General features: G+C 60.0%; 21 protein-coding genes. 2 read left to right on the forward strand and 19 right to left on the reverse strand.

All coding sequences use genetic code 11. The features are described from left to right. Positions 1-13 precede the first annotated feature (13 nt). From FHT76_RS28860 to FHT76_RS28920, 13 genes are all read right to left on the reverse strand, one after another. Positions 14-2206 carry a bifunctional diguanylate cyclase/phosphodiesterase gene (locus FHT76_RS28860; RefSeq protein ID WP_259186151.1) on the reverse strand — a complete coding sequence of 731 codons (2193 nt, stop codon included), beginning with the start codon at positions 2204-2206 and terminating at the stop codon, positions 14-16. Positions 2207-2528: 322 nt separating this feature from the next. Beyond that, positions 2529-4529, reverse strand: a complete 2001-nt coding sequence (locus tag FHT76_RS28865; protein WP_183862871.1) for a beta-galactosidase — start codon at positions 4527-4529, stop codon at positions 2529-2531. A gap of 57 nt (positions 4530-4586) precedes the next feature. After that, entirely contained in the window at positions 4587-5621 is a 1035-nt protein-coding gene (locus tag FHT76_RS28870; RefSeq protein WP_183862872.1) for a LacI family DNA-binding transcriptional regulator, read from the reverse strand. A gap of 4 nt (positions 5622-5625) precedes the next feature. Next, positions 5626-8637 (reverse strand): aminotransferase class III-fold pyridoxal phosphate-dependent enzyme, encoded by a 3012-nt coding sequence (locus FHT76_RS28875; protein ID WP_246712622.1) that lies wholly within the window; start codon positions 8635-8637, stop codon positions 5626-5628. A gap of 8 nt (positions 8638-8645) precedes the next feature. Continuing rightward, positions 8646-8888: a hypothetical protein gene (locus tag FHT76_RS28880; protein WP_183862876.1), complete on the reverse strand. Its 243-nt coding sequence runs from the start codon at positions 8886-8888 to the stop codon at positions 8646-8648. Continuing rightward, the gene (locus FHT76_RS28885; RefSeq protein ID WP_183862878.1) at positions 8869-10524 is read right to left on the reverse strand and encodes an amino acid ABC transporter permease; all 1656 of its coding nucleotides are present in this window, start codon (positions 10522-10524) and stop codon (positions 8869-8871) included. The genes FHT76_RS28880 and FHT76_RS28885 overlap by 20 nt, the downstream gene beginning before the upstream one ends. Positions 10525-10617: 93 nt before the next feature. Continuing rightward, the gene (locus FHT76_RS28890; RefSeq protein ID WP_183862880.1) at positions 10618-11364 is read right to left on the reverse strand and encodes a transporter substrate-binding domain-containing protein; all 747 of its coding nucleotides are present in this window, start codon (positions 11362-11364) and stop codon (positions 10618-10620) included. A gap of 546 nt (positions 11365-11910) precedes the next feature. Continuing rightward, positions 11911-14004, reverse strand: a complete 2094-nt coding sequence (locus FHT76_RS28895; protein ID WP_183862882.1) for a carboxy terminal-processing peptidase — start codon at positions 14002-14004, stop codon at positions 11911-11913. A gap of 188 nt (positions 14005-14192) precedes the next feature. Further along, a complete protein-coding gene (locus tag FHT76_RS28900; protein ID WP_183756285.1) occupies positions 14193-14819 on the reverse strand; it encodes a hypothetical protein in 627 nt (208 codons plus the stop codon). A gap of 18 nt (positions 14820-14837) precedes the next feature. After that, the gene (locus tag FHT76_RS28905) at positions 14838-16232 is read right to left on the reverse strand and encodes a selenium-binding family protein (protein WP_259186153.1); all 1395 of its coding nucleotides are present in this window, start codon (positions 16230-16232) and stop codon (positions 14838-14840) included. 277 nt (positions 16233-16509) lie between these two features. After that, positions 16510-18510 carry an ABC transporter ATP-binding protein/permease gene (locus FHT76_RS28910; protein ID WP_183862886.1) on the reverse strand — a complete coding sequence of 667 codons (2001 nt, stop codon included), beginning with the start codon at positions 18508-18510 and terminating at the stop codon, positions 16510-16512. A 232-nt stretch (positions 18511-18742) separates the two neighbouring features. Continuing rightward, positions 18743-18904 (reverse strand): DUF1328 domain-containing protein, encoded by a 162-nt coding sequence (locus FHT76_RS28915; RefSeq protein WP_016554323.1) that lies wholly within the window; start codon positions 18902-18904, stop codon positions 18743-18745. Between the two features lie 79 nt (positions 18905-18983). Continuing rightward, the gene (locus tag FHT76_RS28920) at positions 18984-19511 is read right to left on the reverse strand and encodes a hypothetical protein (RefSeq protein ID WP_183862888.1); all 528 of its coding nucleotides are present in this window, start codon (positions 19509-19511) and stop codon (positions 18984-18986) included. Between the two features lie 206 nt (positions 19512-19717). Here FHT76_RS28920 and FHT76_RS28925 point away from each other — a divergent pair, with 206 nt between their 5' ends. After that, the gene (locus FHT76_RS28925; RefSeq protein ID WP_246712623.1) at positions 19718-21292 is read left to right on the forward strand and encodes a phospholipase D-like domain-containing protein; all 1575 of its coding nucleotides are present in this window, start codon (positions 19718-19720) and stop codon (positions 21290-21292) included. Here the strand turns inward: FHT76_RS28925 and FHT76_RS28930 are convergent. Then, positions 21242-21487: a hypothetical protein gene (locus FHT76_RS28930; RefSeq protein WP_183862890.1), complete on the reverse strand. Its 246-nt coding sequence runs from the start codon at positions 21485-21487 to the stop codon at positions 21242-21244. The genes FHT76_RS28925 and FHT76_RS28930 overlap by 51 nt on opposite strands. A gap of 77 nt (positions 21488-21564) precedes the next feature. Between FHT76_RS28930 and FHT76_RS28935 the strand changes: the two genes are divergently transcribed. Continuing rightward, a complete protein-coding gene (locus FHT76_RS28935) occupies positions 21565-22338 on the forward strand; it encodes an endonuclease/exonuclease/phosphatase family protein (RefSeq protein WP_183862892.1) in 774 nt (257 codons plus the stop codon). A gap of 269 nt (positions 22339-22607) precedes the next feature. On the opposite strand, the gene FHT76_RS28940 is transcribed toward FHT76_RS28935, so the two are convergent. From FHT76_RS28940 to kduI, 5 genes are all read right to left on the reverse strand, one after another. After that, a complete protein-coding gene (locus FHT76_RS28940) occupies positions 22608-22928 on the reverse strand; it encodes a low affinity iron permease family protein (RefSeq protein ID WP_183862894.1) in 321 nt (106 codons plus the stop codon). Between the two features lie 203 nt (positions 22929-23131). Further along, on the reverse strand, positions 23132-23923 hold the full coding sequence (locus FHT76_RS28945; protein WP_016554328.1) for an SDR family NAD(P)-dependent oxidoreductase: 792 nt from the start codon (positions 23921-23923) through the stop codon (positions 23132-23134). A 201-nt stretch (positions 23924-24124) separates the two neighbouring features. Next, a complete protein-coding gene (locus tag FHT76_RS28950) occupies positions 24125-24454 on the reverse strand; it encodes a cupin domain-containing protein (protein WP_183756279.1) in 330 nt (109 codons plus the stop codon). 9 nt (positions 24455-24463) lie between these two features. Further along, positions 24464-25219 carry a 2-dehydro-3-deoxy-D-gluconate 5-dehydrogenase KduD gene (gene kduD, locus FHT76_RS28955; RefSeq protein WP_183862896.1) on the reverse strand — a complete coding sequence of 252 codons (756 nt, stop codon included), beginning with the start codon at positions 25217-25219 and terminating at the stop codon, positions 24464-24466. Then, complete coding sequence (kduI, locus tag FHT76_RS28960) at positions 25216-26058, reverse strand: 5-dehydro-4-deoxy-D-glucuronate isomerase (protein WP_183756277.1); 843 nt, start codon at positions 26056-26058, stop codon at positions 25216-25218. Before kduI ends, kduD begins: the two co-directional genes overlap by 4 nt. Positions 26059-26069: the final 11 nt, after the last annotated feature.

Here is a 26069-nt window from a genome sequence, read left to right on the forward strand (position 1 = left end):
TGGCCGAGCCAACCTAACGCTTCGCCTGCAAGTCGATCACATTCGTTCCGACCATTCGGTCGAATGCGTCCTTGGTCATGGGCTTCGACAGGAGATATCCTTGCAGGTGATCGCAACCAAGTTCTTTCAGGATTGCCCGCTGCTCTTCGGTCTCAACGCCTTCAGCCGTTGTCTTCAAGCCTTTAGCCCGTGCCAGCCTTATCATCGCCTCGACAATGGCCCGATTGTCAGCCTCCTGGCTATCGAAGCCGTCCACGAAGCTCTTGTCGATCTTGATACGGTCGACGGCGACATATTGCAGGCGACCGAAGCTGGAAAAGCCCGTGCCAAAATCGTCCAGCGCAATGCGGACACCGACAGAGCGGAGGGCCGCGATGTTGCGCTGGCATTCCCCTGCACTATCGAGCAGCGTGCCCTCGGTTATTTCGATCTCCAGCCGCGCGGGATCAATCCTATGCTTGTTCAAGGCCGCGATGACCCTCAGCGCATACGCCTCGTTTCGCAACTCGAGAGGTGAGGCGTTGATCGCGATCTCCAGATCCGGCCACCGCTGCGCTGCCAGGCAGGCCTCCTCCAGAACAAGATCGCCCAACTGGGCGATGACGCCGCATTCTTCGGCGATGGGAATGAACACCTCCGGGGTTATAAGACCTCGTGCGGGGTGCTTCCATCGAAGGAGCGCCTCGGCGCCATACAAGGCTCCGTTCGGGGCAGCGTAGACGGGTTGAAAATACACCTCGAGATCTCTGCGATTCTGGACCGCCAGCCGCAAGTCGCATTCGAGTTCGCGCCGGTCTTGCACGAGGTCATCCATATGAGGACCAAAGATCGCAAAGCGGTTTCTGCCCGCAGCCTTTGCATTGTAGAGCGCGATGTCAGCCTTCCGCGTCAGGTCGGATGGATCAACATCACGTCCGACGCCGATCACGACGCCAATGCTCGCACCGATGCTGATTGGCGTTCCATTGATCTCGAATGGACGCCGCATGGAGTCGATGACTTGCTCACACAACCGCGAAACCTGGTCGCTCGTAACGTTGGTCACGACCGCGGTAAATTCATCCCCTCCGAGCCTACCCACGACGCTGCCCGGGAAAATCCCGCGTAACCTGTCAGCCACCAGCACCAGGAGACGATCGCCAACCGGGTGCCCCATCGTGTCGTTGACCTGCTTGAACCGATCAAGATCCATGAACAGAACCGCGTTCGACTGTGTCGTGGCAGATCCGGAGATGATCCTAGCCAAATGCTCGGCAAACCACGCCCGGTTCGCCAGTCCCGTAAGAGTGTCGTGGCGAGCGAGATGTTCAAGCGCGGCCCTGCTCTGCCGAAGTTTTCGGTTTCGCACACCAACCATGGCCCCCATCCCAGCCAGCGCGACGAACACCGATATGCCCACAGCGCCTAGGGCTGGGCGAACCGACTGCGCGACGGCTTCGCCTGGAGCAAACGGACGCCAGGAGAAGTATCCGAACTCTCTCCCATCGGCACTTCTCGTTGCGGCGAAAGATCGATCCTCCTCACTCGATTTCGCCCAGGCAAAGGTAAGGTCATCAAACTGGTATTCGCTCGACACCCTCGCCAAGAAGCTGCCGTCGAGGTAGCGGACGGCGACATGCAAATAGATCTCCGAAGGATTCTGCTCGATGTTGCCGGTGTCCGAGATAATCGGCTTCACGCTGACTATTGCCGGGTGGTTGTTGACGACAGAAAGATCGCTTTCCCCAATGCTCAAGACCTGATCGGAAAGCCCGATGTCGTCGCCGGCGACAAGCCTTGCGCGCAGCCTTTCCGCCAGTGGCGCTATGACATCGCGAACCTGTTGGTATGCCTTCGCCGAATCCGCCTCGTCGGAAGCGAAAACGTGGACTGCATGGCCATCCGGAGCGATCACGTAAGCGCGGTCGTGCTGGAAGTAGGTGAACATCCACTTGCCAAGGTTCGCCTGCATCCAATCGGCATTATCGTCGCGCACGTTTCTGATCGCATCGTCCCAGACAGTTGCACTTTCCTGGTCGTGGGCTACTGCCGCCTGCATTTTTGAAATGAGCGTCTCGGCGAGATGCGTTTGACGCTCGGCGGCGATCTTGTCGCTCCGTTCGGTAGCAAGCTCAAGAACCGCGAAGAGCCCGGTATAAATCGACAGCGCAGCGACGAGAGGAAGAACGAGGACCAGCAGAAGCGGTCGGACTTGCGCGTATTTCATACTCAGGGTCCTTTTCTAGCGTCGGTCCTAGCACATGAACATTAAGGCGCGCTTACATTCTATCAAACCGAAATTCCTGGTATGCGGTGAAGACCATCCGCGTCCGCTGGCGTCGGTCTCTGCTGTACGCACAACAGCTCAACCGTTCGCCGCCCGGACGATCGAAAAGCGCCTTAGGTGGACATCTTGAGGTCATCGGAGAGCAAGAACAATGGTGACCAATTTTGCCACCTCGTGCTCGCTGTCCAATTAAGTCTGGCCTCGGAGAAGGCAGTACAGCAATGCCACCCTTTTCGAGCAGCACGCGGTCTTCCGGCCTTTCCTATTCCGTCCAGACAGCGACGCCAACGGGTGTCAGTATACGCTCACCCACATGGAAAACGGCCGCGGTGGCCGCGGGCACCTCCGCCGAAACCTTGCCGAAATTGAAGGCGAAGTGAAGTGGACCGCGCCGGCTCACGCGCAGATCGCCAAGATCGGGCTGCCGCTCAACTCCCGCCCAGTCCAAGGTATCGCCGATCACCTTCATCAGCAGGTCGCCTTGTGCCACGACCGCGAGATAGCGCGCCTTGTCATTGCCGACGAGCGCCGGCGCGCCAGCACGATACTCTCCTGAAAAGCTGGCGAGGACTGGTTCGCTTGTTCGGATCGTTTCGCGCCAAACGCTGGCGGGATAAGTCTCGTTGCCATGCAGCACCGACTCGATGTGAAATTCGGGCAAAGATTCGACCCGCACCACCTGCATATCCAAAAGCGCGTTCAACGGGCCTGGCGGCAAACTGGTCGGAATTTGAAGATTGGGTGTCTTGCTGCCGCTGCGCGGACCGAAGAGAGCTTTGGCCCCGCACTGCGCAAGCCGTTCGACAAAGACTGCGTCGGCGATTAGCAGATCGGGCGCGAAAACCGCCGCGTAGCCGTCGAGGTCACAATGCTGTCCGACAATATCGACATCGATCCCGTAGCGCGACAGCGCGGCATACCAGTCAAGCCCGATGGCGGTTGCGTCGTAGCTGCGGCCTTGCGGCAGGGCGCGGCTCGCCCATCGCGAGGGATAGTCGACCACCAGCGCAACTTTGGCCTTTTCCCGGCGCGCGCTAGCGGGCAAACGGGCGATCTCGGCGATAACCTCCGCGACTTCCTGATACCCTTGGTCCGGTTCGCCGTTCGGCAGCAGCAGGGCTGAATGGAACTGCTCCTGGGCGTAGTGGATCTGGCGCCAGCGGAAGTAGGACACCATGTCGGCGCCGTGGGCGTAGGCAAGCCATGTCCACAGCCGCACCATGCCATCGGCAGGCGCCTGGTTGTGAGAGGCCCAGTTGACCGGTCCTGGCTGCTGCTCCATCACCCAGACGCGCCCGCGCCCGACGGCCCGGTAGAGATCATGATAAAACGCTGTCTGGTCGGGATCGCCGGTACGCAAGTAACGCGCCTTGTTGTCGTCAGACAGTCGGCCGTTCAGCAGTCCGCCCATCGGATAGACGTCCCACGAGGCGATATCGATGTCGGCGCCGACCTCGTAGTGGTCAAAGTCAAAATTGTTCGACATGAAGTTGTGCGTCACCGGACGGCCCGGCGCATGGCCGCGCAACAGATCGGCCTGCATGCTGTTGAAGCTTTTCACCTGGTCGGACGAGAAGCGAATGAAATCGACTAGATGTGTCGGGCTCGGCTCTTCAACCAGATTGTTCGGCAGTTCGATCTCCTCGAACGCACCGTAGCGCATCGACCAGAAATTCGTGCCCCAAGCTGCGTTGAGTGCATCAATGGTGCCGTAGCGCTCGGCAAGCCACAGGCGAAAGGCTCGCTCGGCTTCCTTCGAATAGCTGTAGACCGTGTCGTGGTCGCCATACTCGTTGTCGATCTGCCATGCCTGCACGAAAGGATGCGTGCCGTAGCGCTTGGCCATCGCTTCGACAATGCGGGCCGCCTCCTGGCGATAACGGCGGCTGGAGAAACAATAGTGACGGCGCGCACCAAACTTGCGCACCGTGCCTTTTGCGTCCACGGGCAGAATGTCGGGATATAGGTCGACCAACCATTTTGGCGGCGCGGCGGTCGGTGTTCCGAGAATGACTTTCAGCCCTGCCCGGCCAAGCACATCTATCGCCTCGTCCAACCATTCCCAGCGCAGGTCGCCGGGGCGCGGTTCCATGTGCGCCCAGGCAAACTCGCCCACGCGAACCCAGGAAAGACCCAGCTCCTTCATGCGGCTCGCATCGTCCTGCCACTTCTCGCGCGGCCATTGTTCGGGGTAGTAGCAGACGCCGAGTTCCAGCCTGTCGCTTTGCATCTGGTCGGGCTGAAAAGGTATCGGGGCAATCATAAACGCGGCAGTCCTTGTCGTCTTGGGTCGTGGGTATCAACTTGGAGCGAAAATTCTTCAGCGGTCCGACGGCAGTCGATCGTCGCAGCGCTCGATCAGGTCGGGCATCAAAAGTGTTTGCAACGCCTCGGGAGGCTCGCCCTCCATACACCGCAGGATGGAGGTGCCAAGCAGCGCGCTCGGCTCACTGATCGGCAGGAAGAATGTGGTGATCGGCGGCGCGAAGTACTGGCTGACATTGAGGTCGTCGGTCGCATTGATGACCGCGTCTCGGCCGTGCACGAGGCCCCGGGCATGAAAGCCGGACAAGGCTCCGAGTGCCGCCGCTTCGTTGGCGCAGATATAAGCTGTCGGCGGATCCGGAAGTTTCGACATGGCAAGGACGCTCTCGCGGCCGAAGGCGGGCGTCAGATGGCCATGGGAGACAAGCGCCTGATCGAAAGGCAGCCCGGCCGTTTCCAGCGCCAAGCGATAGGCGTCCAACCGGGTGATCGCATAGGTGAGTTCCACCGCCGGATTGACGAGCGCGATGCGACGATGACCGCGCCCAACGAGACGGCTCATACAAAGACGGATCATCTGCTCGTTGTCGGCATCCACAAAGGCGTGTGGCGCGTTGTGCATCGTCGTGCCATAGGTGACGAAGGGGAAATCGGCCTCCTGCATCAGCCGTATCCGTGGATCTTCCGCGCGCGTGCCGGAGAAAATGATGCCGTCTGCCTTCTTCAGCGTGACGATCTGCTTGATGGTGGCGAAGCTCTCCTCGAAATTGCGCACGGCGTAGAGCGATACGCGGTAAGGGCTCTCTTCCAGAGCCCAGGAAATGCCGCTGAGCAACTGGGCGTATTCGACGCCTTCCCATTCGTTCTGGCGAGGACCGGGCGCCGACATGATCGCCGCCACCTGGTAGGTCTTGCCCGTGCGCAGCTGCACCCCATGCATGTTGAGCTCGTAGCCAACCCGTTCGGCTGCCGCGAGGACAACGGCGCGCGTCTCCGGGCGGACTTGCGGCGAATTGTTGAGCGCCTTCGATACCGTGGCGATCGACAACCCGGTCTCCTGCGCAATCGTCTTGATCGTGGCCCTTTGCATCCGCTCACCCGCCCTTTGCGATCAAGGTCAATTCTTCGTCGAGCGCATTAAGGAACCGGTCGCAATCTTCGGCGCTGAAGGGAGCCGGTGGCTTGATTTTCAGCACGTTATGATGCGGACCCTCGCTGCTGAGGAGAATGCGGTGCCGGCTCTTCATGCCGGCGATCAGGCGGTCGAGTTCTGCTGCTGCCGGTTCCAGCGTCTCGCGGCTGCGCACCAGTTCGATCCCGTTGAAGAGGCCGGATCCGCGCACGTCGCCGATCAGTCCGTGGCGCTCGGCCAGCGCACGCGCGCCGTCCATCAGCCGGTCGCCGATCACGCGGCAATGGTGGGTCAGCCGCTCGTCGCGGATCACGTCGAGCACCGCAAGCCCGATTTCGGCCGAGACTGGGTTGCCGCCGAACGTGTTGAAGTATTCCATGCCGTTGGCGAAGGATGCGGCGATTGCCTCGGTCGTGACCACGGCTGCCATCGGATGGCCGTTGCCGATCGGCTTGCCCATCGTCACGATGTCGGGCACCACTCCCTGGAGCTCATGCGCCCACATATGGCGGCCGACGCGGCCAAAGCCGACCTGCACCTCGTCAGACAGGCAAAGTCCGCCGGCTTCCCGAACAAAGGCGAAGGCTTGGTTGAGGTAGTTGTCAGGCAACGGAATCTGGCCGCCGGTGCCGAGAATGCCTTCGCTGAAGAACAGCGCCGGGCGACGCCCCGCGGCTGCCAGCGCTTCGATCTGGTCCTTCACGCTGTCCGCGTATCTGTTGCCGGCTTCGGCATTCCCATAGCGGACGCGGCCACGATAGAGATCCGGCATTTCTGCAACGCGGACATGCGACGGTTGTCCCTCGCCGCCGGGACCGGCGAACTTATAGGGACTGACGTCGATCAGGCTCGAAAGATGACCGTGATAGGCATGGTCGATCGTGATGATATCGCGATTTCCCGTATAGGCCCGCGCCAGGCGGATCGCGAGATCGTTGGCCTCACTGCCGGAATTGACGAAGAAGCAGACGTTCAGCGGATCGGGAAACTGCGCCGTCAGGCGCCGTGCATATTCCACAAGGGAGTCGTGGAGGTAACGCGAATTGGTGTTCAGGTGACCGATCTGCTTCTGTGCCGCGGCAACGACACGCGGATGGCAATGGCCAACGTGGCAAACGTTGTTGACCATGTCCAGCCAGCGGGTGCCGTCCTCTTCGATCAGCCAGGCACCTTCGCCGCCGACAATCTTCAAAGGCGCCGCACTGTAGGCGATGCTGAGTGAGCGACCGATGTGACGATGACGCTCGCGAACCAGAAAATCCTTGTCGCGCGCCACTATGACCGAGGCTGGAACGGGAAGGCCGAGGACGACGGAGGGATCGGGGCTGACGTCGCGCCAGACCTGCCACTGATCGGGTACGCCGACTCCGTGCATTCGACCGCCGAGGCCGAGATGATCGGTGACGATCTGGAAATGCAGGTGCGGTGCCCACTGCCCGTTTTCCGATGCTGCGCCGAACGCGGCGAAGGCTTCGCCCTTGGCAATCGGCTGTCCAACCGAGAGCCTGGCAACACCTTCGCGTGCCAGGTGCCCGTAAAGTGTCCAGAAAACGGTGCCATCGTCGGTGTCATGCTGCAAAAGAACTGTCGGGCCGAAGCCGAATGCGACGGCGTCGTCGTGGATGAATGCGACAGTTCCGGCAAAGGGCGCGTACACCGGCTCGCCAGCCGGCACGAATATATCAATGCCGAGATGCACCGACCGGCGCGCTCCCTCGGTTCCCGTTTCGAAAGCGTCGCCTTGATAGATTGCCCGGTTCTCGCCATAGAGGCCGATGGCGAAATCGGCTTGCTCCTTAGCCAGAATGGCGTCAATGCGCGCTTCGGCGGCGTCAGGCGCAAGACCCGCCCAACTGTTCCCGCCAGCGACCGAGAAATCCAGGACCGCGACGTTGGGTCTTTCGGCAGAAGGGCGGACGATGGCAACAAAATCATGGGCATTGCGCTCCAGCCACTTCACCACCCCGGCAGCGGAGGGGATTGCGGCGAACCCGCATGCATCCCGGATGCGGGCAACGGCGATCGAGCGGTTCTCAGTCTCCAGCCGCTGCAACTCGCGCCAGACATCCTCCTGGCTGACGAGGAGATAAGTGTTGTCGGGATTGTCGCGGATCTGTTTTGCGGCCATGCACATGCTGACGGCATAGCGAGTACGCACCAGGTCAAAGACCAGCTCCGCCTCGGTCTCGCTCAGCGGATTAACGTCGTGATAAGCTCCCGTCACCGCCGCGATGGTGCCCACTGCATCACGCTCGCCGATCAGGGCATAGGCCGCGGCTACCGCGATCTCGACGACACGAAAGGTCTCGACCATGTCGCCGAAATCGAGCAGACCACTGACGTTTCCGGCTTCGTCCAGCAGCACGTTGTAATCGTTGGCATCGTTGTGGATCACTTGCCGCGGGCAGGCCTGCAGGCGTGGTAGGACGTTGTCGGTGAAATGGCTGAGGATGGTATGTACGCTGGCCCGCTTGTCGGCGTCCCCGATCATGGCGACATGAACAAGATGCATGTCGGCGCGGCCGATATCCCAGCCATAGATCCGGCGCGCGCCAGCGTGGGTAAAGCCCTGTAGATGCCAATCGAGCCGACCGAGCAATCGGCCAAGCGCTTCGGCACTGTGGCGGCCGCGCACTGTCGATTTCGCCCAGATGGTGCCGGGCAGCCAGGTAAGCAGCCGTGCCGTTCTCGGTCCGTCGATCTCGGCGGGAATGCTTACCGCCCCCTGTCGCGTCCGTATCGCTCGCGACAGGGCAAGCTCGGGGGCGTTGGTTTCAAGATAGTCGAGCACCGCCATCTGCATCTCGAGTTCGGCGTCGTCGCCGGGGGCGTGCAATTTGAGGAGGTAGTCGTTGCCGTTTCTTGCGCGCAGGCGAAGATTCAGGTCATGCTCCCCCGGCAAAGGTGCGAGCGCAGCCTCAATGCCGTAAGTGTCCTGCAGAAGGGTCCCGATCGCCTGTTCAACTGCGTGCATCCTGTCCCTCACCATGCAACCTGCCTTCCGTCATAGGCGCAGAAGCTGCCACTGTCAGCCGTGCTCGCGCCGTCAATAGTCCCCTTGAGGTCGTTTGCGCTATGCCGCGCAGCCACCATCGCCCCCTCGCCGCCCATGTTGGTCCTTACCCAACCCGGGTGCAGTGAGAGTACGGCAAGCGCCTGCCCAAGGCCGTGCCCAGCCCCTGTGATCAACACGGTGCGGCCGCTGTCAGCGGTGTTTGACGTCATATCGGCGCTCCACCATGTTGACGAGACTCGCTGCGGCCAGCGTCAGGAAGATGTAAAAGATCGCCGCCGAGTTATAGGGCGCGAATGGCAGGAAGCTTGCTGACTGGAACTCACGCATTCTCTGGGTAATGTCGCGGATCGACAGGATCGATAGCAGTGAGGTGTCCTTGAGAATGGCGATCAACTCGTTGCCGAGCGGCGGAATAACGATCCGCAGGGCCTGCGGCAAGATGACGAGACGTGCCGTCTGCCAGCGGTTGAGGCCGATGCTCTTGGCCGCCTCTATCTGGCCGACCGGGACCGCATTGATGCCGGAGCGGAAGATCTCTGCGAGATAGGCTGAATAGGCAAGTGCCATGGCAACAATGCCGCGCAGGATATTCGGTGGATCGAGCACGCCCTGCGTTGCGTCCTTAAGTGCGCCACTGAGCGGCAGGCCGACATAGAGGACGATCACAAGCATCGGGATGCCGCGGATTGTATCGACCACCAGTTCAGAACCGACGGCCAGCGGATGGCGGTGGTGCAGGAAGCCGCCGAAGGTCAAGAGGCCGAGAATGATCGCAAAGACAACGAAGGTGATACCCGTCGCGCGGTCACGGTCGTTGAGCGCTTCAGTCTTCCACAAGACCGGCAGCTCGGCAGGCGCTGCCGTCGCTGGCAACAACGCGCCGCTCACGCCTTCATTCTTGGCGATCGAAGCCAGAGCCTCTTTTGGCCCGACGAAAGTGCGCACCGGCGTTTCCGTCTCCGGCCCGCCTTCATATTGACCGAAGCGCACGGCGCTTACGAGGCTTGCCGGCGTGTTCGTAACGATGCCTATCTTTCCGTCCAAGGTTCCGGCCAGCACATAGGCATCCCTGGGCTGCAGGAGAAACCAAGCGGCGACGAGCACGAGAAGTACGGTTGCGCCAGCGAAATAACTCGTCGTGCGGGTACTGGCGCGCAACTGGAGCAATCCGACCCAAGCAAGACCGAGCAACGCCGCCAGCAGATAGGCGGCAATAGCCGCGCGCACTGTGGTCGCAACACCCGAAGCGAACGCGATGTGGGCAAAGAACAGGATAAAAACCAGCCCCGCCCCATTGGCGATGCCAAGGACCCAGCCACCGACTCGACGCAACGGCCCCGGCTCTTCGCCGACAGCCGGCCGAGCGGCAAAAAACATAACAATGCCGACAAGGCTAAGGAGCAGATAGGCCGGAAACAGCCAACTCTCGACGCCCCGCAGCATCATTTCGGCTGTTTCGGTGAGTTGTCGCGGGGTAACGCCCTTGACAATCAACTCCGACTTGAACGGATCTACCCCATTGGCAAGCACTGAGGCAACAAAGGGATGAACGAGTGCGGTCCAGATCATGGCAAGCGCCGCCAGAACGTTCACTGCGGCCGCCATCATCGGCCATTGCTTCTTTCGGCCCTTGGCGCTCGCGACTGTTGGCACTGCGAAGCCGGTTGCGAAGGCCAGAAGCATCAGCAGGAAGCCGGGCACGAAGGCCGACGAGCCGTTTTCGACACCGAGGATCGCCTTCAACGAGCGTTGATAAGCGCTTGAGGAAGCAAACAGGTAAACGATAAAGGGCAGCGCGGTCAGGATGATCAGATTGCTCGGACGCACGCTTCTCAGGAACGACATCCATTCCTCCGGGGCATTTCAAGGGTTCGGTCGAGCCGGAGCGCCAAACACAGCGCGCTCCGGAAAGTGGCAAACGGGCTTAGGCGCCGCGGCCTACTTCAGGCCCCAGTACTTTGCGACTAGCTTATCGAGCGTGCCATCGTCCCTGATCGCCTTCAGGCCCTCGTTGAAGACGGCGACGTTCTCATCGCCCTTGCGGAAGACAAGTCCGAGCGGATCGGATTCCAGATCCTTGATCGCAACGACTAGCTCACCGGCGAACTCGCGCTCGTAAGCGCCGGCATTGGCACCATTAATGACGACGCCGTCGACATCTTTGTTCTTCAGCGCAATGATCGCCGCGCTGAAGCTGTCGTAAGCGACCACATTCTCTCTGCCGACTACCTTTTCGGCCACCTGCGCGTCAGTGGTATTGGCCTGCGCTGAAAGCTTTCGGCCGTGTGCCTTAAAATCGTCGAGCGAGGTGCCCTGGTCGGCGACGCGCATCAGTACCGCCTGACTGTTGACGATATATGGGTCGGAGAAATCCATTGCCTTCTTGCGTTCATCGGTGATGGAGACGCCGGACGCGACGAGATCGAAGCTGCTCTGGTCGAGGGCGGCGAAGATGCCGTCCCAGCCAGTTGTCACGAACTCGGCCTGGCAATTTATCTTGGCGCAAACGGCATTGACCACGTCGACGTCGAAGCCGACGATCTGGCCGCTGGTGGGATCGACACTTTCCATCGGCGGCGAGGTTGTGTCCGAGCCGACCTTAACCAGCTTACCACCGAGATCCGCCGCGTAGGCTGCACTTGACACCAGCGCCGAGAGCGCGAGCGTGACGATCAATTTTTTCATGCTTCTCCTCCTCTTGATAAACCATAGGGAAACGGCGCCGGTACACGACGGCCCGTCATTGCCGTTGGTTCGCGACCGCTCGACTGACCACTCTGAATGATCGAGGCTGCGCCAAGCCCTCCCAAGCTTAGAAGCAAGAGGTATCTGACAATAAAAACGATTTCAAGCAAAATAAAAACGTTTTTATTTTCATTTCGCCTATGTCGAAGGGGCGGCACGGCCTCCCTCGGCAAGAACTCAAATCGGAAAGGTGGAGACTTCCTTCGCAGCCTGGCGCGCGCCCAAGCCCTTCATTCGGGAATGTCGTCCATGCTTCGGCTTTCGTGAAGTCGTAAGACGATCATCGAGGCCAAGAACCAATTCGGAGGCGCCGACGGCGAATGGAGCGCCGAGCAGCAAAGGCTATGCGGCCGATCTGGATACGTGACGCCGCGCAAGGCTCGGCGGCGTCCCAATAGCATGTTGAACTGACGCTTTACACGTCTTCAGAAATCTGCAGTGGCAGGACCAACCAATGGGGATGGCTGGTCTCCGCCCGCTGCCCAGCTATTTTGTGGCGGCCTTTGGCGCGCTTTCCTGCAAATCCGCTTCATCGGAAAGAATGGCAGCGGCCTCGTTCAACAAAACATCCTTTGCCTTCTTGCGGGCATTTTCCATGGCAATGTCAGCACTTAGGCTGCGTTCGTTTGCCTGCAGGCCGTCATCGGCATCGGGATCTTCGCCATTGTTTGCTTCCGGTCTCGATTTGAGTCGATTTTCTCGAGCCGTCGCTTCCTCGCGGCGTTTGGCCTCGTTGAGGGAGATAACCCCCTTCTCACGCTGCGCCTTGAGATCGGCGATGTCTTCTAGAACGCGTTGAAAGTCCGGATCGCTTTGCACTCGAGCCTCATGACGGCTTTGCAAGCTCGGCAGCAACGTCGCTATATTGCCTGTGGGCGCATACTTGGCAGGTTTGAGTTCGGTCCACGGCAGGGCATTGTCATAACTCATCTCACCAAAGCTCGTCGGATCTGAGAACCCCGGCAAGCTGATATCGGGGGTCACGCCGCGCAACTGCGTCGTCCCGCCATTGACGCGGAAAAACTGGGAAATCGTCACTTTCAGCTCACCGAATTCGGGTTTGCTGTTACGGACCATCTGATCAAGATTGACAACCGTCTGAACGGTACCCTTACCGAAGCTGGGCTCGCCGACGATCACGCCTCGACCATAATCTTGGATTGCCGCGGCAAAGATCTCCGAAGCCGAGGCCGACCCGCGATTGATCAAGACACCCATCGGGCCCGTCCAGACGGGTGTCCGAAAGTCTGCGCTTCTGACCGTGACCTTGCCGTCACTGCCGCGTTGCTGAACGACAGGACCACTGCCGATGAACAGACCGGTCAAATCGATCGCTTCATCCAATGAACCGCCGCCGTTGTTGCGAACATCAATGAGAACGCTGTCGACTCCTTCTTGCTTCAGTTCACCGAGAAGCTTGGCGACATCGCGGCTCGCGCTCCTGTAGTCCTTGTCTCCTTTGCGTCGGGCTTCAAAATCCTCATAGAACGCCGGCAGGGTAATCACACCGATTTTGCGAGTGGACTCACCCGCTTTCACGGACAGTACGGCCTTCTGGGCTGCCTGCTTTTCGAGGTTGATTTTATCGCGCACCAAGCTGACGACGCGATGGGTGCCTTCCGCGCCGGCGTCGGCTGGGAGAATGTCCAAGCGCACGACAGAGCCCTTCTTCCCCCGTATCATTTGCACGACCTCATCAAGGCGCGTGCCCACCACTTCTTTGATTGGTCCATTCTTGCCTTGACCCACGCCGGTAATGCGGTCGCCGACCGAGAGCTTACCGGACAACTCCGCCGGCCCGCCGGGCACGAGCTCACGGACGGTCGTGTAATCGTCGCGCTCCTGCAGTACCGCACCGATACCGACCAGCGACAGCTTCATCGCGATGTCGAAGTCAGCTGAAGCCGTGGCGCCGAAATAGTCCGTATGTGGGTCGATTGACGTCGTATAGGCATCCATGAACGACTGGAAAACGTCATCGCTCTTGTATTTGTATGCGCGATCAAGCGCGTTTGCGTAACGTTTGTCGAGCGTCTCGCGGATAGCCGAGTCAGTTTTGCCGCCCAATTTCAACCGTAACCAGTCGTTTTTGACACGCTTGCGCCAAAGGTCATCGCTCTCGGCTTCCGACTGCGGCCAAGGCTCCTTTTCACGCAGCAGGGAATAATCCTCCTGCACACTGAAATCGAAGCCCTGCTTAAGCAAGTTGCGTGCGTAGTTCATGCGATCGACAACGCGTTGTTCATACACGTTGAAGATTGCAAACGGGATTTTCAGGTCCTCCCGTTCGATAGCATCATCGATCTTGCTGCGGTCAGCCATAAACTTGTCGATGTCCGCTTGCAGGAAGATCACGCGATCCGGATCGAGTGATTTGATGAACCTGTCCATGATCTTGGCCGACAAGGCGTCATCAAGCGGAACGGACTTGTAGCTGAAGCGCGTCAGAAATTTTGCACTCAACTCAGCCGCCTGCGCCTGCTGCTTTTGAGGCGCGAGGACAGGCGGCGGTGCTACTTCAGCATACGCGGACTGCGCGATTGCAAGAAATGCACCAAGGAAAACGTAGGGTATGCGCATTCAGTTTTGACCCAATTCATAATGCCGAGTGACGATGTGCGATCTAGGTGGAGCAATTGTGGTTTTTTGGCAACCACATGGAGCATTCGCCCCAATTCTTAATGCACAAAAGTCAGTTCCAACGGCGATCAGGCAACGCGATGCCTGCGCCACCCCCAATTCCGGAAGGCGTGTCGCCATCCGGCGTGTCACCCGATGATCAGCAGCAACGCGCCGGTGCCAATCAGAACCAGCGTCCATACGAAGTCCACGTTGATCCAGGCGCTACGCAATATCTCGAGCCCGACCCACCGATAGACCCCCAGTGCAACGAGGCCGGTGACTGCCAACATCGCAAGGGTATGGACACCAACCGCGGCGATCGTCATTGCGGCGGAATCACCGATTTCGGGCACCGGCGACTCGGTGAGACATAGGGGCATCAGGGCCGGAAGGACCATCAGCCCCGCGCCATGAGCCGTCGCCATCAGGAACGACCAGCACGCAAGGCCAAAAAGCCCGGTGCGCAAGCCGATGCGAACACGCCGACCGTGCCCAAAAACATGGTGCCAGATCGCCCATGCAATAAGCGCCCCGCCGGTAGCCATGCGCACCACGCCCTCGTTCACGACAAGGCCAGCTGCGACCACCGCTCCGGCCACCAGCGCGATAGACACGGCGTGTCCGAGGGCGATGGCGGGGACCGCCTGGATTACTACTGCAGAGCTCTGCCTGTGGACGCCAAGCGCAACGGCAAACAACCATCCCATCGCCGGATTGAGACCATGAAACGCGCCCAATCCAGCGAGCAAGATCCAGGGCCAAAGGTCGCTCATAGGCGTCTCATTCGCTCCTTACGGATAACAGTAGGAATCCGACGAGCAATCCCCGCCTTGCAGACGGACTTGGTGCGGGCGATGCGAATTCGGCCATTCAACAAAGAATTTTTCGTCGAAGGCAATGCCGCCATCCGGTTTCGCGTCGAGCTTGACCATCCACCCCGAGATACCATCGGGGTAAAACTGCTCGTCGATCGCCCCGTAGAGCGAGTTGGTGAAATAGATGCGGCGACCATCGCGGCTGATCTCCACCATCTGTGGTCCGCCGTTCAGGGCGCCGTTCTTAGCGCCCGGGTGCGATGCACGCGAAACGATGCCGCCAATCCGCACCTTGCCGGTCAGTTTCGGTTTCAAGGGATCTGACACATCGTACTGAAGCAGATCGCCGGTTCCCCAGCAGGACACGTAAAGAAATCTGTCGTCCATGGAGAGATCGATGTCTGTAACGAGCGGCGGTACGGCCTTGAACCCCTTGAGCATTGGCGGCAATTGGTCGGCGTCGGCGGGCTCAGCCGGGATGTCGATCACCTTTGTTACCGCCCATTTTGCGCCATCGCGATGCCAGACCCAGATCGAGGACGAGAGATCCTCAAGGCTGAGCACGCAGTTGACAAATCCATAGGCCTTCGTCGGATCGTGCGCTGGCCTGAGCTCGAATACGAGCTGATACTTCTCGCCAAAATCGATCGTCTGCTGGTGTTTGCGTGTGTGTAGATCCCAGAAATGGAGCCGACGTCCGTATTTCGCACCGAGCAGAATGTCGGGGACGAGACCGTTTTCGAACGTATCCGGCGTGCCCCACTCGCTGGTCACGAGCGTATCGTGGCCAAGGTGCCACCAGACATCATAGGACAGCTGTTGCGGTCCCCGATCCATCTCCCATTGTCCGCGGACGTCGAAGCTCTCGTGATCCATCAGGAAAATACCGCCTGGTGCTTTGCCTTCTGCGTTGCCCAGTGCGGCTACATAGATGCCCTCGGGGCCGCAATGGACCGTATGCGGACGAGAATAGCCGGCCCGTTCGGCCACCTCCGCAGGCTCGATGACCCTGACGATCGACGGATTTTTGCCGTCCGGCTTGGTGTCGACGATATGGATGCGGGAGGATTTCAGTCCTGGCACGACCAGGTAGCGGCGTTCTGCGTGCGGGTGCGGTGCGTTCGGGCAAAGACAGGACGAGCAGGCATTCCAGCCGAAATGGTGCAACTCGTCGCCGACAGTCGGCATCGCAAGCGTATTTACGATCTGCCCATAAGTCGCAGACGCCGGATCGACATCGACGATCGCCAGCTGGTCGGGAACCGCTTGCGTTGGATCGAAGGCGGCGACGTAGGCAATTGTCTCCGGCGCGGCCTTCATGGCCATTCTCGGTGATGGATAAAAGCTCGGATCGGGTTTCCACGTTACCATGCGAATTGCTCCTGGCTAGCGTGTGCTGAACAATGAAAATGCTTGCTAATGCTTGCCGACAGCCAACTCACGCTGCGGGCGGGGCAGAGCCGAGGAATGTTCAAAGTTTCGAAACCGGCCGAGCCCAAGAGAATTTCTTCCCGAGCAATTGTCTCAAATAACGGCGGGTTTGGGCAGTCCTTTTTTCGCCGGCCGGTTGGGGCTTCATTTGGCTGCCGATATCACCCCATCTGCACGACGTTGTGCTGCAGGCCATTCAAGCCGTGCCGGCAGCGCTTCAGTTCGGATGCTTCGGCACAGCCCCTTGCTTGCTCCGGCTTCTTGATGCGGAACGCCGGTCCTCCAGAAGGCGCAAGAGCTTGTTCCGTTTCTTCTTCCGCTGGACAAGGTCGATGTCGCTGACAAGCTTTGCCCCTCCCTGACGCCGCTCCAGCGTGATTTTGCGACTATGGAAGGCCTCTAGTTCAGCTCGATGCGCGACGCTCAGGATGGTCACCTTCGGTAATTCATGGATGATCATTTCCATCATCTTGTCCTGGCTCTTGGCATCGAGTGCTGATGTCGCCTCATCCAGCACAATGAGATCGGGATCGTGTAGCAGGAGACGGGCAAACGCGAGCCGTTGCTTTTCGCCACCCGACAGAGTCTGGTCCCATGGCGCGTCTTCTTCAATCTTGTCGTTCAGATAGCCGAGACCGACCTTGTCGAGGGCCTCCTTGATCGTCTCCGGCGTCCAGCCGTCGGCGGCGCCGGGATAGGCGACAGCACGCCGGAGCGGCCCGGAAGGGATGTAAGGTCGTTGCGGCAACATGAACAGTTGTCTGTCGGCATGGAAATCAACACTGCCCTCGCCCCAAGGCCAAAGGCCTGCGATGGCCCGCACCAGCGTACTCTTGCCCGTACCCGACTCACCGGCCACGAGAACCCGCTCGCCCGGTTCGATCTCCACCTGCGTCTCCTTGACCACAGCGGTGCCGTCGTTGAGCGACACGGAGAGATCGTTCAGGCTGAGGATTGCATCGCCCTGGGCTTCACCGTGCTTGATGCGTCCCAAGGCGTCGCTCTGTTCCGCCCGCTCGAGCCCGTCAAGCGACACCATCAGCGAGGCAATGCGCCGTGCACAGGCATTCCAATCGGCGAGACGGGGGTAGTTGTCCACCAGCCATCCGAACGCGCTCTGAACGATGGCAAAGGCCGAGGCAGCTTGCATTACCTCGCCCAAGGTCATGCTGCCTTCAAGAAACTTCGGAGCACAGAGCAAGACCGGTACTACTGGCGCGAATAGGCTCGATCCCTGTGACACAAGCGTTGTGCGCATGTGCTGGCGTGCAAGAAGCGCCCATTGCCTGAGCACCTTTGCAAAGCTTTTGTCGAGGTCGCTGCGCTCCTCCTCTTCACCGCCGAGCAATGCGATGCTCTCGCCGTTCTCCCGCACGTGCGTTAGCGTATAGCGGAATTCGGCTTCCGCCTGATTTTTGGCCTCGGAAACACGGACGAAATGGCGACCGATGACGGCCATCGAACTGGACGTGATCGCGGCGTAGAGTACGGCAGTGACCACCAAAAAGCCGGGAATGGTGACAATCGATCCCGCAATCGGCAGCCTCAGTGCCCCGCCGATCGTCCAGAGCACCACGATAAAGGTCGAAGCAGACAGGAACGCGGCGATAACGCCCGCAATGAAATCGACCGGCGATTCCGTTGCGATCCGCAAATCCTCCGCAATACGCGCTTCGGGATTCTTGTGATCGCCGCCGATGAGGTTCAACTGATAGTAACGCCCGTTTGCGAGCCAGCGCGCGATGACCGCGGTCGTAAGCCAGGAGCGCCAGCGGCGCTGGATCATCATACGAACGGACACCTGTACCGTGACAAGGACTACGCTTCCAAGCACGAGAGGCAGGAATACGACGCTCAAAAAATAGACGGTGCGGCCATTGTGTTGCTCGATGGCGTCAAAGAGTGCTCGATTCCAGATGTTGATCCCATATTGGAAGCCGACATTGGTACCGATGAGGATCAACAGGCCGATTGAGCACGGCCAAGCGAGCTTGTCACCGCTGCGTCCCCAGTAGCGGCGCGCACTTATCCAGAAACGCGTCAGTAGATACCCCCTGCGGGCCTGCTCGACCTCCTCAGGAGTCAGTTCTGGATCGGATTCAACAACATTTGGCGGTGGCACCGCCTCGGCAGTTGGCGCTTCCTCTTGGCGCGCTTGTTCGGCGCCCCGCGGTTTGGTTTCGTCGACCGATTTCGGATCGAGTTTAGTGTCGGGCATAGCGCGACAACGGCTTATAAATCAAAAGGTTTCATGTTCCCCTTGTCGACATTGGCTCACTCGAGCCGGCCGGCCCTGCCGACCGCCCTCAAAGGCATCTTCAGCCGGTACCCGCGATCAGGTGGGTCCTCTCCGAGCGCTGTCAAGCTGCTGCATCTGACGCCTCTGATCCCGAGCTCAAGGCCATGTTGTCGGTTTAGGATTTCGCCCCCGAAAGATGGCGTAACCTATCTTATCGTCTCGCGACGCGCATGATGAGCGACACGACAAAGAGAACCAGGAAAATGAAGAACAGGACCTGCGCGATCGATGCGGATGCTCCAGCAATACCGCCAAAACCGAGCACGCCGGCTATGAGCGCGACCACCAAGAACACGAGAGCATAGTAAAGCATTTTCACCTCCGTCACTGCGACGACAGAAGAACGGAGCGGCAGGCGATTGGTTCCGCGGACAGGCTACGATGATCCGCAGTTAGGCCGCCGCCACGACGCGGCGCCTCATCAACACTCTGTCGCCATCTTCGGGTTTCGGCGGTTCTGCAGCAGCCAGGTACGCATTCGCCGGAATTGTCAGAACAAACCAAACGCCGGCGCCAAGAACAAAGGATTCACCGGCATGATCGCCACCTCGGGCAAGGATTGGCAGGCAAGCGGAAATTAAAAGCATCAGCACCCGCACGGCCCACTCGGTTTCCCGCCGTCTAATTGCAAGCGCGGCCATCGCGCGGTACGCGCGGGCATCGTAGTCTCCCCGCTGCGGTCGCGCCAGGAGTTTCCAGGCGGGGGGAAGTGACAGCATCAGCAATGTCCCCGCCGCAAGCAGACTGACGAATCCCGAAAGGAACCACCAGCTCGACGCGAAGAGACATGAAATCACCACAAGGCTCCAGAGAGGGCCAAGCTCGTCCGGCGAACGACGGCTTCGTTCATGCCAAATCTGGAGAACTCGCGATGCGCCCTCCAGCATCGGTTGATCGACAAAACGATTGATGAATTCCATGTAGCGCCCCTTGGTCCTTGTACGCACCAACAGCAGAGAATTCCGGCACGAACGTGGCGCAACGGGCCGTTTGCGAGACCTCGGGGCCTGCGCTCAACAGTTTCGGGCCGCTAAAATCAAAAAACGCCAAGCCTTCCAAGGGCAGCGATTGCCAGCCATGATACCAGACCGGATGCATTTTCTTTCCCTCGCTTTGGAACGGACCTTTGCCCAGCACGTTTCGCGAGACATCCGAGGTCAAGGGAAAACAAGGCAACATGCAGGAGTATCGATCGGCGGACGACGCCCCCACAACGCGGAATGCATTCCAGCTAGTCACCGCCGCCCTGAAACGCCCGTCCAGGCAGACACCTTCACAACAGATCATACGGCCCCGCCGCAACGCCTGGCGCAGCGGTGTCGCCGATGAGACCACCTTCTTGATCGACGGCTCCGCGTATTTTTCTGCGCTTGATCAAGCGCTTCGGAAAGCGCGACGGGAAGTATGGATCATTGGTTGGGATTTCAATCCGGATATTCGCCTGAGACCAGATGTCAGCTCCGAAACGCTCGGCGAGCTACTCCTGTCTCTTGTTGACGACATCCCGCAGCTCCGGCTCAGGATTCTGGTCTGGGGCATGGGGCCAATCTATTCCGGCAAGTCCGTGCGATTGTTTCGCAGAAACGCCGTCTCCATCCACCCGCAGATTTCGCTGCGGTTCGATTTTGGTCATCCGCTCCGTGCTTGCCATCACCAGAAGCTCGTATCGATTGATGGTTCCCTCGCCTTTTTAGGGGGCATCGACTTGACGGACCGGCGATGGGACGAACCCGACCATCGGGTTGAGCACCCCCTAAGGCGATCAACGGACGGCACCCTCTACCCCCCGGTACACGACATTCAGTGCCTCGTCTCCGGCGAGGCCGCGCTCATGCTTCGTGACCTGGCACGACGACGCTGGAATAGAGCGACGCGCGAGAGGATTGTGCCTGGTATCGAACCCACCGAGGCTGGCCCGCTCTTGGCCGCCGACATGGTCCAGACTCCTGCCGCCATCGCCTTGACGGAACCAGGCCTGATTGGCAAGCGCGGCCGCTATCAGGCCCGTCGGCTTACGCGCGACGCCATAGCCGCAGCAAAGCGTTTGATCTATATCGAGACCCAATATCTGGCATCCGCTGGTGTAGGACGGTCGATTGCAAGGCGACTGAAGGAGCCCAACGGACCGGAGATTGCCGTCGTGGTGACGAAGAGCTCGCACGGCCTGATTGAGAAGCTTGCGATGGGCAACAATCGCGACCGACTCATCCGACGCTTAAAGCGCTCCGATCGCTTTGATCGGCTGAGGGTAATGTATGCCGTTGTGCCGGATGGCACCGGGGGTGAACAGGAGCTTATCGTCCACTCGAAGCTTATTATCGTTGACGACAGTTTCGTGCGCATAGGCTCGTCAAATCTCAACAACCGCTCGGAAGGACTGGATACCGAATGCGACCTTGCCCTCGAAGCCGACTGTTCTGACCATCGGGATTCCATCAGATCGCTACGTCATCGACTAATGGCGGAGCATCTTGGAGCAAGTCCAGCCGTCGTGCGCGAGATGGAGCAAACACGGACGATGCTTGAGACGATCGCGGCGCTCAACACCGGTGAACGTGGGCTCAGGGACTTCAAGGTTGATCTTCATCGTGGCGAAACCACCCCGTTTCTCGGCACGTCCCTTATCGATCCCCGGCGCCCATACTGGCCGTTACAGAAGTTGCGCTTGCGACTGGGGCGGTTGCTCAATGCGCTTCTCTAGCTGCTTCTTCCGCCCTCTGCGGACGGCGACCTCGCTAATTGCGAAAGCCGGCAACCCCAGCAGAAGCGGAAGCAGGAAGTAGATCGCCCGAAACACGATCAGCCCGCCGATTGCGGCAGCGCCCGGCAGGATGGCGCTGACAACTGCCTCCAATACGCCGAGACCGCCGGGAACGTGGGTGACGAGGATGGCCATGTTGGCCAGTACGAAAGCAGCCGCACTTTGACACTCTTGTCTTGGGAACGATCTAGGTTCTGGCGGGTTCCAGCTGCATGAATACAAGCTCCCCTCTCCCTCAGCACTTGGACCGCCGCGAGTTCAAAATCCTCACTTATAATGTGCATAGTTGCGTCGGCACCGACCGCCGGGTTGATCCACACAGGATTGCAGACGTGATCGCGCGCTCGGAGGCAGACATCATTGCCGTTCAAGAACTCGACGTCGGCCGAAAGCGGACGGGCGGGGTCGATCAAGCTGCAACGATTGCGGCTCTGCTCAAGATGGAGGCGCACTTTCACCCCGCACTGCATGTCGAGGAGGAGCGCTATGGCGACGCCGTTCTGACGGCCCTACCCACTCGCCTGATGAGCGCGGGGCCACTGCCCTCGGCTGGCGAGACACGTGGGGCGATCTGGATGCGCATCGATGTCGGGGGATCGGCCGTCAACCTGATCAACACTCACCTTGGCCTGCGCAGTCGCGACCGCGATCGGCAGGTGGCAGCACTTCTCGGCGCGGACTGGATCGGACACCCGGAGTTTCAGGGCGCACCGGCGATCGTCTGCGGGGATTTCAACGCCATTCCATCCTCGCCTGCATACAAAAGCCTCGCAAAGCACTTTCGGGATGCCCAGAGCATGGTCTCCGCAATGCCACGGCCGACCTTTCCTTCATGGTATCCGTTGTTGCGCATTGACCATGTCTTCGTATCGAAAGAACTCCGCGTTGACTCCACCTCAATCGCGCTTGACCCGCTGACGCGCCGGGCCTCGGATCATTTACCGCTACAGGTGAACCTTAGAATCGTGCAGGACCACTCGACCTGAACGCGCGCCCCGCGAAGTCAGCCCCATAACCGACTCGCGAACGACCTGAGCACCGTAAACGATACGATCGCATTGTCGCGGCAAGCTCGCCGAGTTGGTCACCCTATAGGGTGGCTGGATCGTGCCAATTCCGGTCATTCACGATCAGCAGTTCACTTCCCAACAACGCGCCCGCTGGGTGTTCTCGGCCTGACGGCCCCAACGAGGTCCGTCGGCATTCTGCACCAGGTTTGAGATCGAGAATAAGTGCGACGTTCCTTGATCGCCTGTCACTTTTCCGGATTTTGAACGTCACGGAAGGTCTCGATTTCTTCCGGCTCTTTCTCATCCATCCGTGTAATCTCGTTCCTCGCCTCACCGTGCGCGTAAAGCAGTTCGTCCAATTTGGCGTGAATGGCTTGGGTGTCCCGGTGTTCGGCACGCTGGATGAAGAGTGTCATCGACCAGGTGGCAATGGTAGCGACGCCATGCCACTCCAGGGTCTCCGGGCTGAGGATTAGCCATCCAATGGTGTACATGGCGACGACGAGGAAAGCCCATGGGCGGGCAGTCCAAGTACCAAGCTGTGTCAGAAGTGATTGCCACTGCATCGTGTTCTCCATCCGTTGATGGAGTCACAACCCGCATTCACGATCGCGGTTCCGGCAAGGCTACCACGACACAGCCTCAGAGTCCGGGACGCAGAGATCCCCGACAATGAAGACGTCGCGGTTCCCGGGCCTGAGAGCCGTTCCCGCTACACGTGGAGCAGGCTAGGCCGATCAAACCCGGCTCGCTCGTGAAAATTCTGCTCTTAGAGAGTGTCAATGACACCGCCGTCAACGCGAACGGATGCGCCCGTCGTCGCGGAAGCGAACGGCGACGCAAGATAGGTTACTAAGTTTGCGACTTCCTCGACGCTGGTGGCGCGTTGAATGATCGAGCTACCGCGATGCTGCTTGACGAAGGCGGCAGCGATCTCCTCCAATGGCAACCCGGTCTTAGCTTGCTCGTCGGCAAGCATCGCTTCCACGCCTTCTGAAAGCGTGGGGCCAGGAAGGACGGAGTTCACCGTGATACCCGTGCCGGCCATGCGCTTGGCGAGACCGCGGGCGACCGCGATGTCGGCCGTCTTACTAACGCCGTAGTGGATCATCTCGACTGGAATGTTGAAACCGGATTCGGACGCCAAGAAAATCACGCGGCCCCAGTTCAATGTCTGCATGCCTGGAAGATAGGCGCGGGCCAGCCTGACGGCGGACATGACGTTGACCTGCCAGTGTCGATCCCAAACCTCGTCGCTCGCGTCGAAAAAGTCGATCGGCTGGAAGATGCCCGCGTTGTTAATCAGGATGTCTACCTGGGGAACTTGGGCAACCAGGGCCGCACACCCCTCGGCGGTCGAGAGGTCGGCGGCCGCAGACTTGACGCTGCCCCTGGCGCCTTCGCCCTTGAGCCGTTCGGCGGCCTTTGCAGTCTTGTCTTCTGACCGACCGTTGACCACGACATCCGCTCCAGCCCTTGAAAGCTGGCGGGCAATTGCGTAGCCGATACCTTCCGTTGATCCTGTGACCAGCGCCCTCTTTCCAGTGAGATCGATTTGCATTTTTTGCTCCCGTCAAGGTTGGATGACGAAACCTATAGTCAGTTCTGCGGTCCCGCAACGGTCTGACTACCGGGAGACTCAGCGATATTTTCAGACAGCTTCGAGCCGCAATGTCGGATGCGGCCGTACTCTGCCAGTACTCGCCGTATCCGCTGGACCTAGCCGCGCGCCCCTTCCGTCCTCTGGGAGAAGCGCCTCATCCTAAAGGAAATCGTCGCGCCTTGGCGTGAAGGTGTCGATCAGCAGTCCCTTTTCAACGGCGACAACGCCATGGACGAGGTTGGGAGCAACGATGAAGCTGGAACCGGCGTCTAGCCTTGTGGTGACGCCGTCGACGGTGACGTCGAAGGCGCCCTCGGCCACGTAGCTTACCTGGGTGTGTGGATGTGAATGAAGCGCACCAATGGCGCCGGGCTCGAAACTGAAGGCGACGAGCATCATTTCCGGGCGGTGCGAGAGAACGGCGCGCCTGTTGCCGGGTGCGACTTCGGTCCAGGTGATGTCGTCGGGAAGCGTGTAGTGATCGGCCATTATCATCTCCTATCGGGCAAGCCAGCCGCCATCGACCGGCAGCACCGTGCCATGAACATAATCGGAAGCGCGCGACGCCAGATAGACCGCCGTGCCCACCATATCCTCGGCCTTCGCCCAGCGGGCGGCCGGGATGCGCTTGAGGATATCGGCGCTTCGTTCGGCATCGGCGCGAAGCGCCTCGGTATTATTGGTTTCGACGTAGCCGGGCGCGATGGCGTTCACATTGATGCCCTTCGATGCCCACTCGTTCGCCATTAGCCGGGTGATCCCGGCAAGCCCGCTTTTCGAAGCCGTATAAGACGGAATGCGGATGCCGCCCTGGAAGGAAAGGAGCGAGGCGATATTGATGATCTTCGCCGGCGCTTGCCGTGCGACTGCGGCCTTCGCGAAGGCCTGGCAGAGGAAGAAGACGGACTTCAGGTTGGTGTCGAGCACCGCATCCCAATCCTCCTCCGTAAACTCCAGCGCATCGGCGCGGCGGATGATGCCGGCATTGTTGACGAGGATATCGGGCGAGGCGCCGGCGGCAAGGGCGCGTTCGACAACGGCCTTCGCCTCCCCGATATCGGACAGGTCAGCCTTCAGCGATACGAACCGGCGCCCCGTCAATGCGACCGCGTCCGCTGTCTCGTCCATCGCTGAGCGGCCGACGCCGACGATGTCGGCCCCTGCTTCAGCCAGGCCAACCGCGATGGCCTGGCCGATGCCGGTATTGGCGCCGGTGACGATGGCCCAGCGGCCATTAAGATCGAAAAGGCTCATCGCAGGTCTTCCATCGGCACCTTGTCCATGTCGGTGAAGCTCATGTTATCGCCAGCCATCGCCCAGATGAAGGCGTAACGGCCGGTGCCGGCGCCGGAATGGATCGACCACCCGGGCGACAGCACCGCGTCGTGGTTTTTCAGCACGACATGCCGGGTCTCGCTGGGTTCGCCCATGAAGTGGAAAATGCGGGTCGTCTCCTGCATGCCGAAATAGAGATAAACCTCCATACGCCGATCGTGCACATGCGCCGGCATCGTGTTCCAGACCGAGCCCGGTTCGAACATCGTCAGCCCCACGAGCAATTGGCAGCTGTCGCAGACATCTGGGTGCACATACTGATTGATGGTGCGGGCATTGGATTCCTCGGCCGAGCCCACGACCACCTTCCTTGCCATCTCGCGGGTGATGTGCACCGTCGGGCACGCCCGATGCGCGGGCGCGCTTAGCAGATAGAAGAGCGCAGGCGCCGCCGAATCCTTGCTGGCGAAGCTCAGGGCTCCTTCGCCCATTCCGATATAGAGCGCCTCCTGGAAGCCGAGTTCGTAGGGCTTACCCGCGACGCTGACCGTACCGGCGCCGCCGATATTGACGATGGCGGCCTCGCGCCGATCGAGAAAGCGCTCCGTGCCGGTCTGTGCGATCGCGGCGATCTCAAGAGGACTGGCAATCGGCATGACGCCGCCGACGATCATGCGATCGAGATGGCTGTAGGTGAGGTTGGCCTCACCTGGGCGAAACAAGTTCTCGATCACGAAACCGTCGCGCAGTCCCTGGGTGTCTCGCCTTGCGGCATCCTCGGGTCCGACGACCTGGCGTACCGACACTGAAATGGTCACGGGCTATGCCC

This window comes from Rhizobium sp. BK176 (assembly GCF_024808055.1).

Excerpts from the sequence above, each read along its gene's own strand:
- FHT76_RS28860 (WP_259186151.1), bottom strand. The coding sequence starts at position 2,206 with ATGAAATACGCGCAAGTCCGACCGCTTCTGCTGGTCCTCGTTCTTCCT.
- FHT76_RS28865 (WP_183862871.1), bottom strand. The coding sequence starts at position 4,529 with ATGATTGCCCCGATACCTTTTCAGCCCGACCAGATGCAAAGCGACAGG.
- FHT76_RS28870 (WP_183862872.1), bottom strand. The coding sequence starts at position 5,621 with ATGCAAAGGGCCACGATCAAGACGATTGCGCAGGAGACCGGGTTGTCG.
- FHT76_RS28875 (WP_246712622.1), bottom strand. The coding sequence starts at position 8,637 with ATGCACGCAGTTGAACAGGCGATCGGGACCCTTCTGCAGGACACTTAC.
- FHT76_RS28880 (WP_183862876.1), bottom strand. The coding sequence starts at position 8,888 with ATGACGTCAAACACCGCTGACAGCGGCCGCACCGTGTTGATCACAGGG.
- FHT76_RS28885 (WP_183862878.1), bottom strand. The coding sequence starts at position 10,524 with ATGTCGTTCCTGAGAAGCGTGCGTCCGAGCAATCTGATCATCCTGACC.
- FHT76_RS28890 (WP_183862880.1), bottom strand. The coding sequence starts at position 11,364 with ATGAAAAAATTGATCGTCACGCTCGCGCTCTCGGCGCTGGTGTCAAGT.
- FHT76_RS28895 (WP_183862882.1), bottom strand. The coding sequence starts at position 14,004 with ATGCGCATACCCTACGTTTTCCTTGGTGCATTTCTTGCAATCGCGCAG.
- FHT76_RS28900 (WP_183756285.1), bottom strand. The coding sequence starts at position 14,819 with ATGAGCGACCTTTGGCCCTGGATCTTGCTCGCTGGATTGGGCGCGTTT.
- FHT76_RS28905 (WP_259186153.1), bottom strand. The coding sequence starts at position 16,232 with ATGGTAACGTGGAAACCCGATCCGAGCTTTTATCCATCACCGAGAATG.
- FHT76_RS28910 (WP_183862886.1), bottom strand. The coding sequence starts at position 18,510 with ATGCCCGACACTAAACTCGATCCGAAATCGGTCGACGAAACCAAACCG.
- FHT76_RS28915 (WP_016554323.1), bottom strand. The coding sequence starts at position 18,904 with ATGCTTTACTATGCTCTCGTGTTCTTGGTGGTCGCGCTCATAGCCGGC.
- FHT76_RS28920 (WP_183862888.1), bottom strand. The coding sequence starts at position 19,511 with ATGGAATTCATCAATCGTTTTGTCGATCAACCGATGCTGGAGGGCGCA.
- FHT76_RS28930 (WP_183862890.1), bottom strand. The coding sequence starts at position 21,487 with ATGGCCATCCTCGTCACCCACGTTCCCGGCGGTCTCGGCGTATTGGAG.
- FHT76_RS28935 (WP_183862892.1), top strand. The coding sequence starts at position 21,565 with ATGAATACAAGCTCCCCTCTCCCTCAGCACTTGGACCGCCGCGAGTTC.
- FHT76_RS28940 (WP_183862894.1), bottom strand. The coding sequence starts at position 22,928 with ATGCAGTGGCAATCACTTCTGACACAGCTTGGTACTTGGACTGCCCGC.
- FHT76_RS28945 (WP_016554328.1), bottom strand. The coding sequence starts at position 23,923 with ATGCAAATCGATCTCACTGGAAAGAGGGCGCTGGTCACAGGATCAACG.
- FHT76_RS28950 (WP_183756279.1), bottom strand. The coding sequence starts at position 24,454 with ATGGCCGATCACTACACGCTTCCCGACGACATCACCTGGACCGAAGTC.
- kduD (WP_183862896.1), bottom strand. The coding sequence starts at position 25,219 with ATGAGCCTTTTCGATCTTAATGGCCGCTGGGCCATCGTCACCGGCGCC.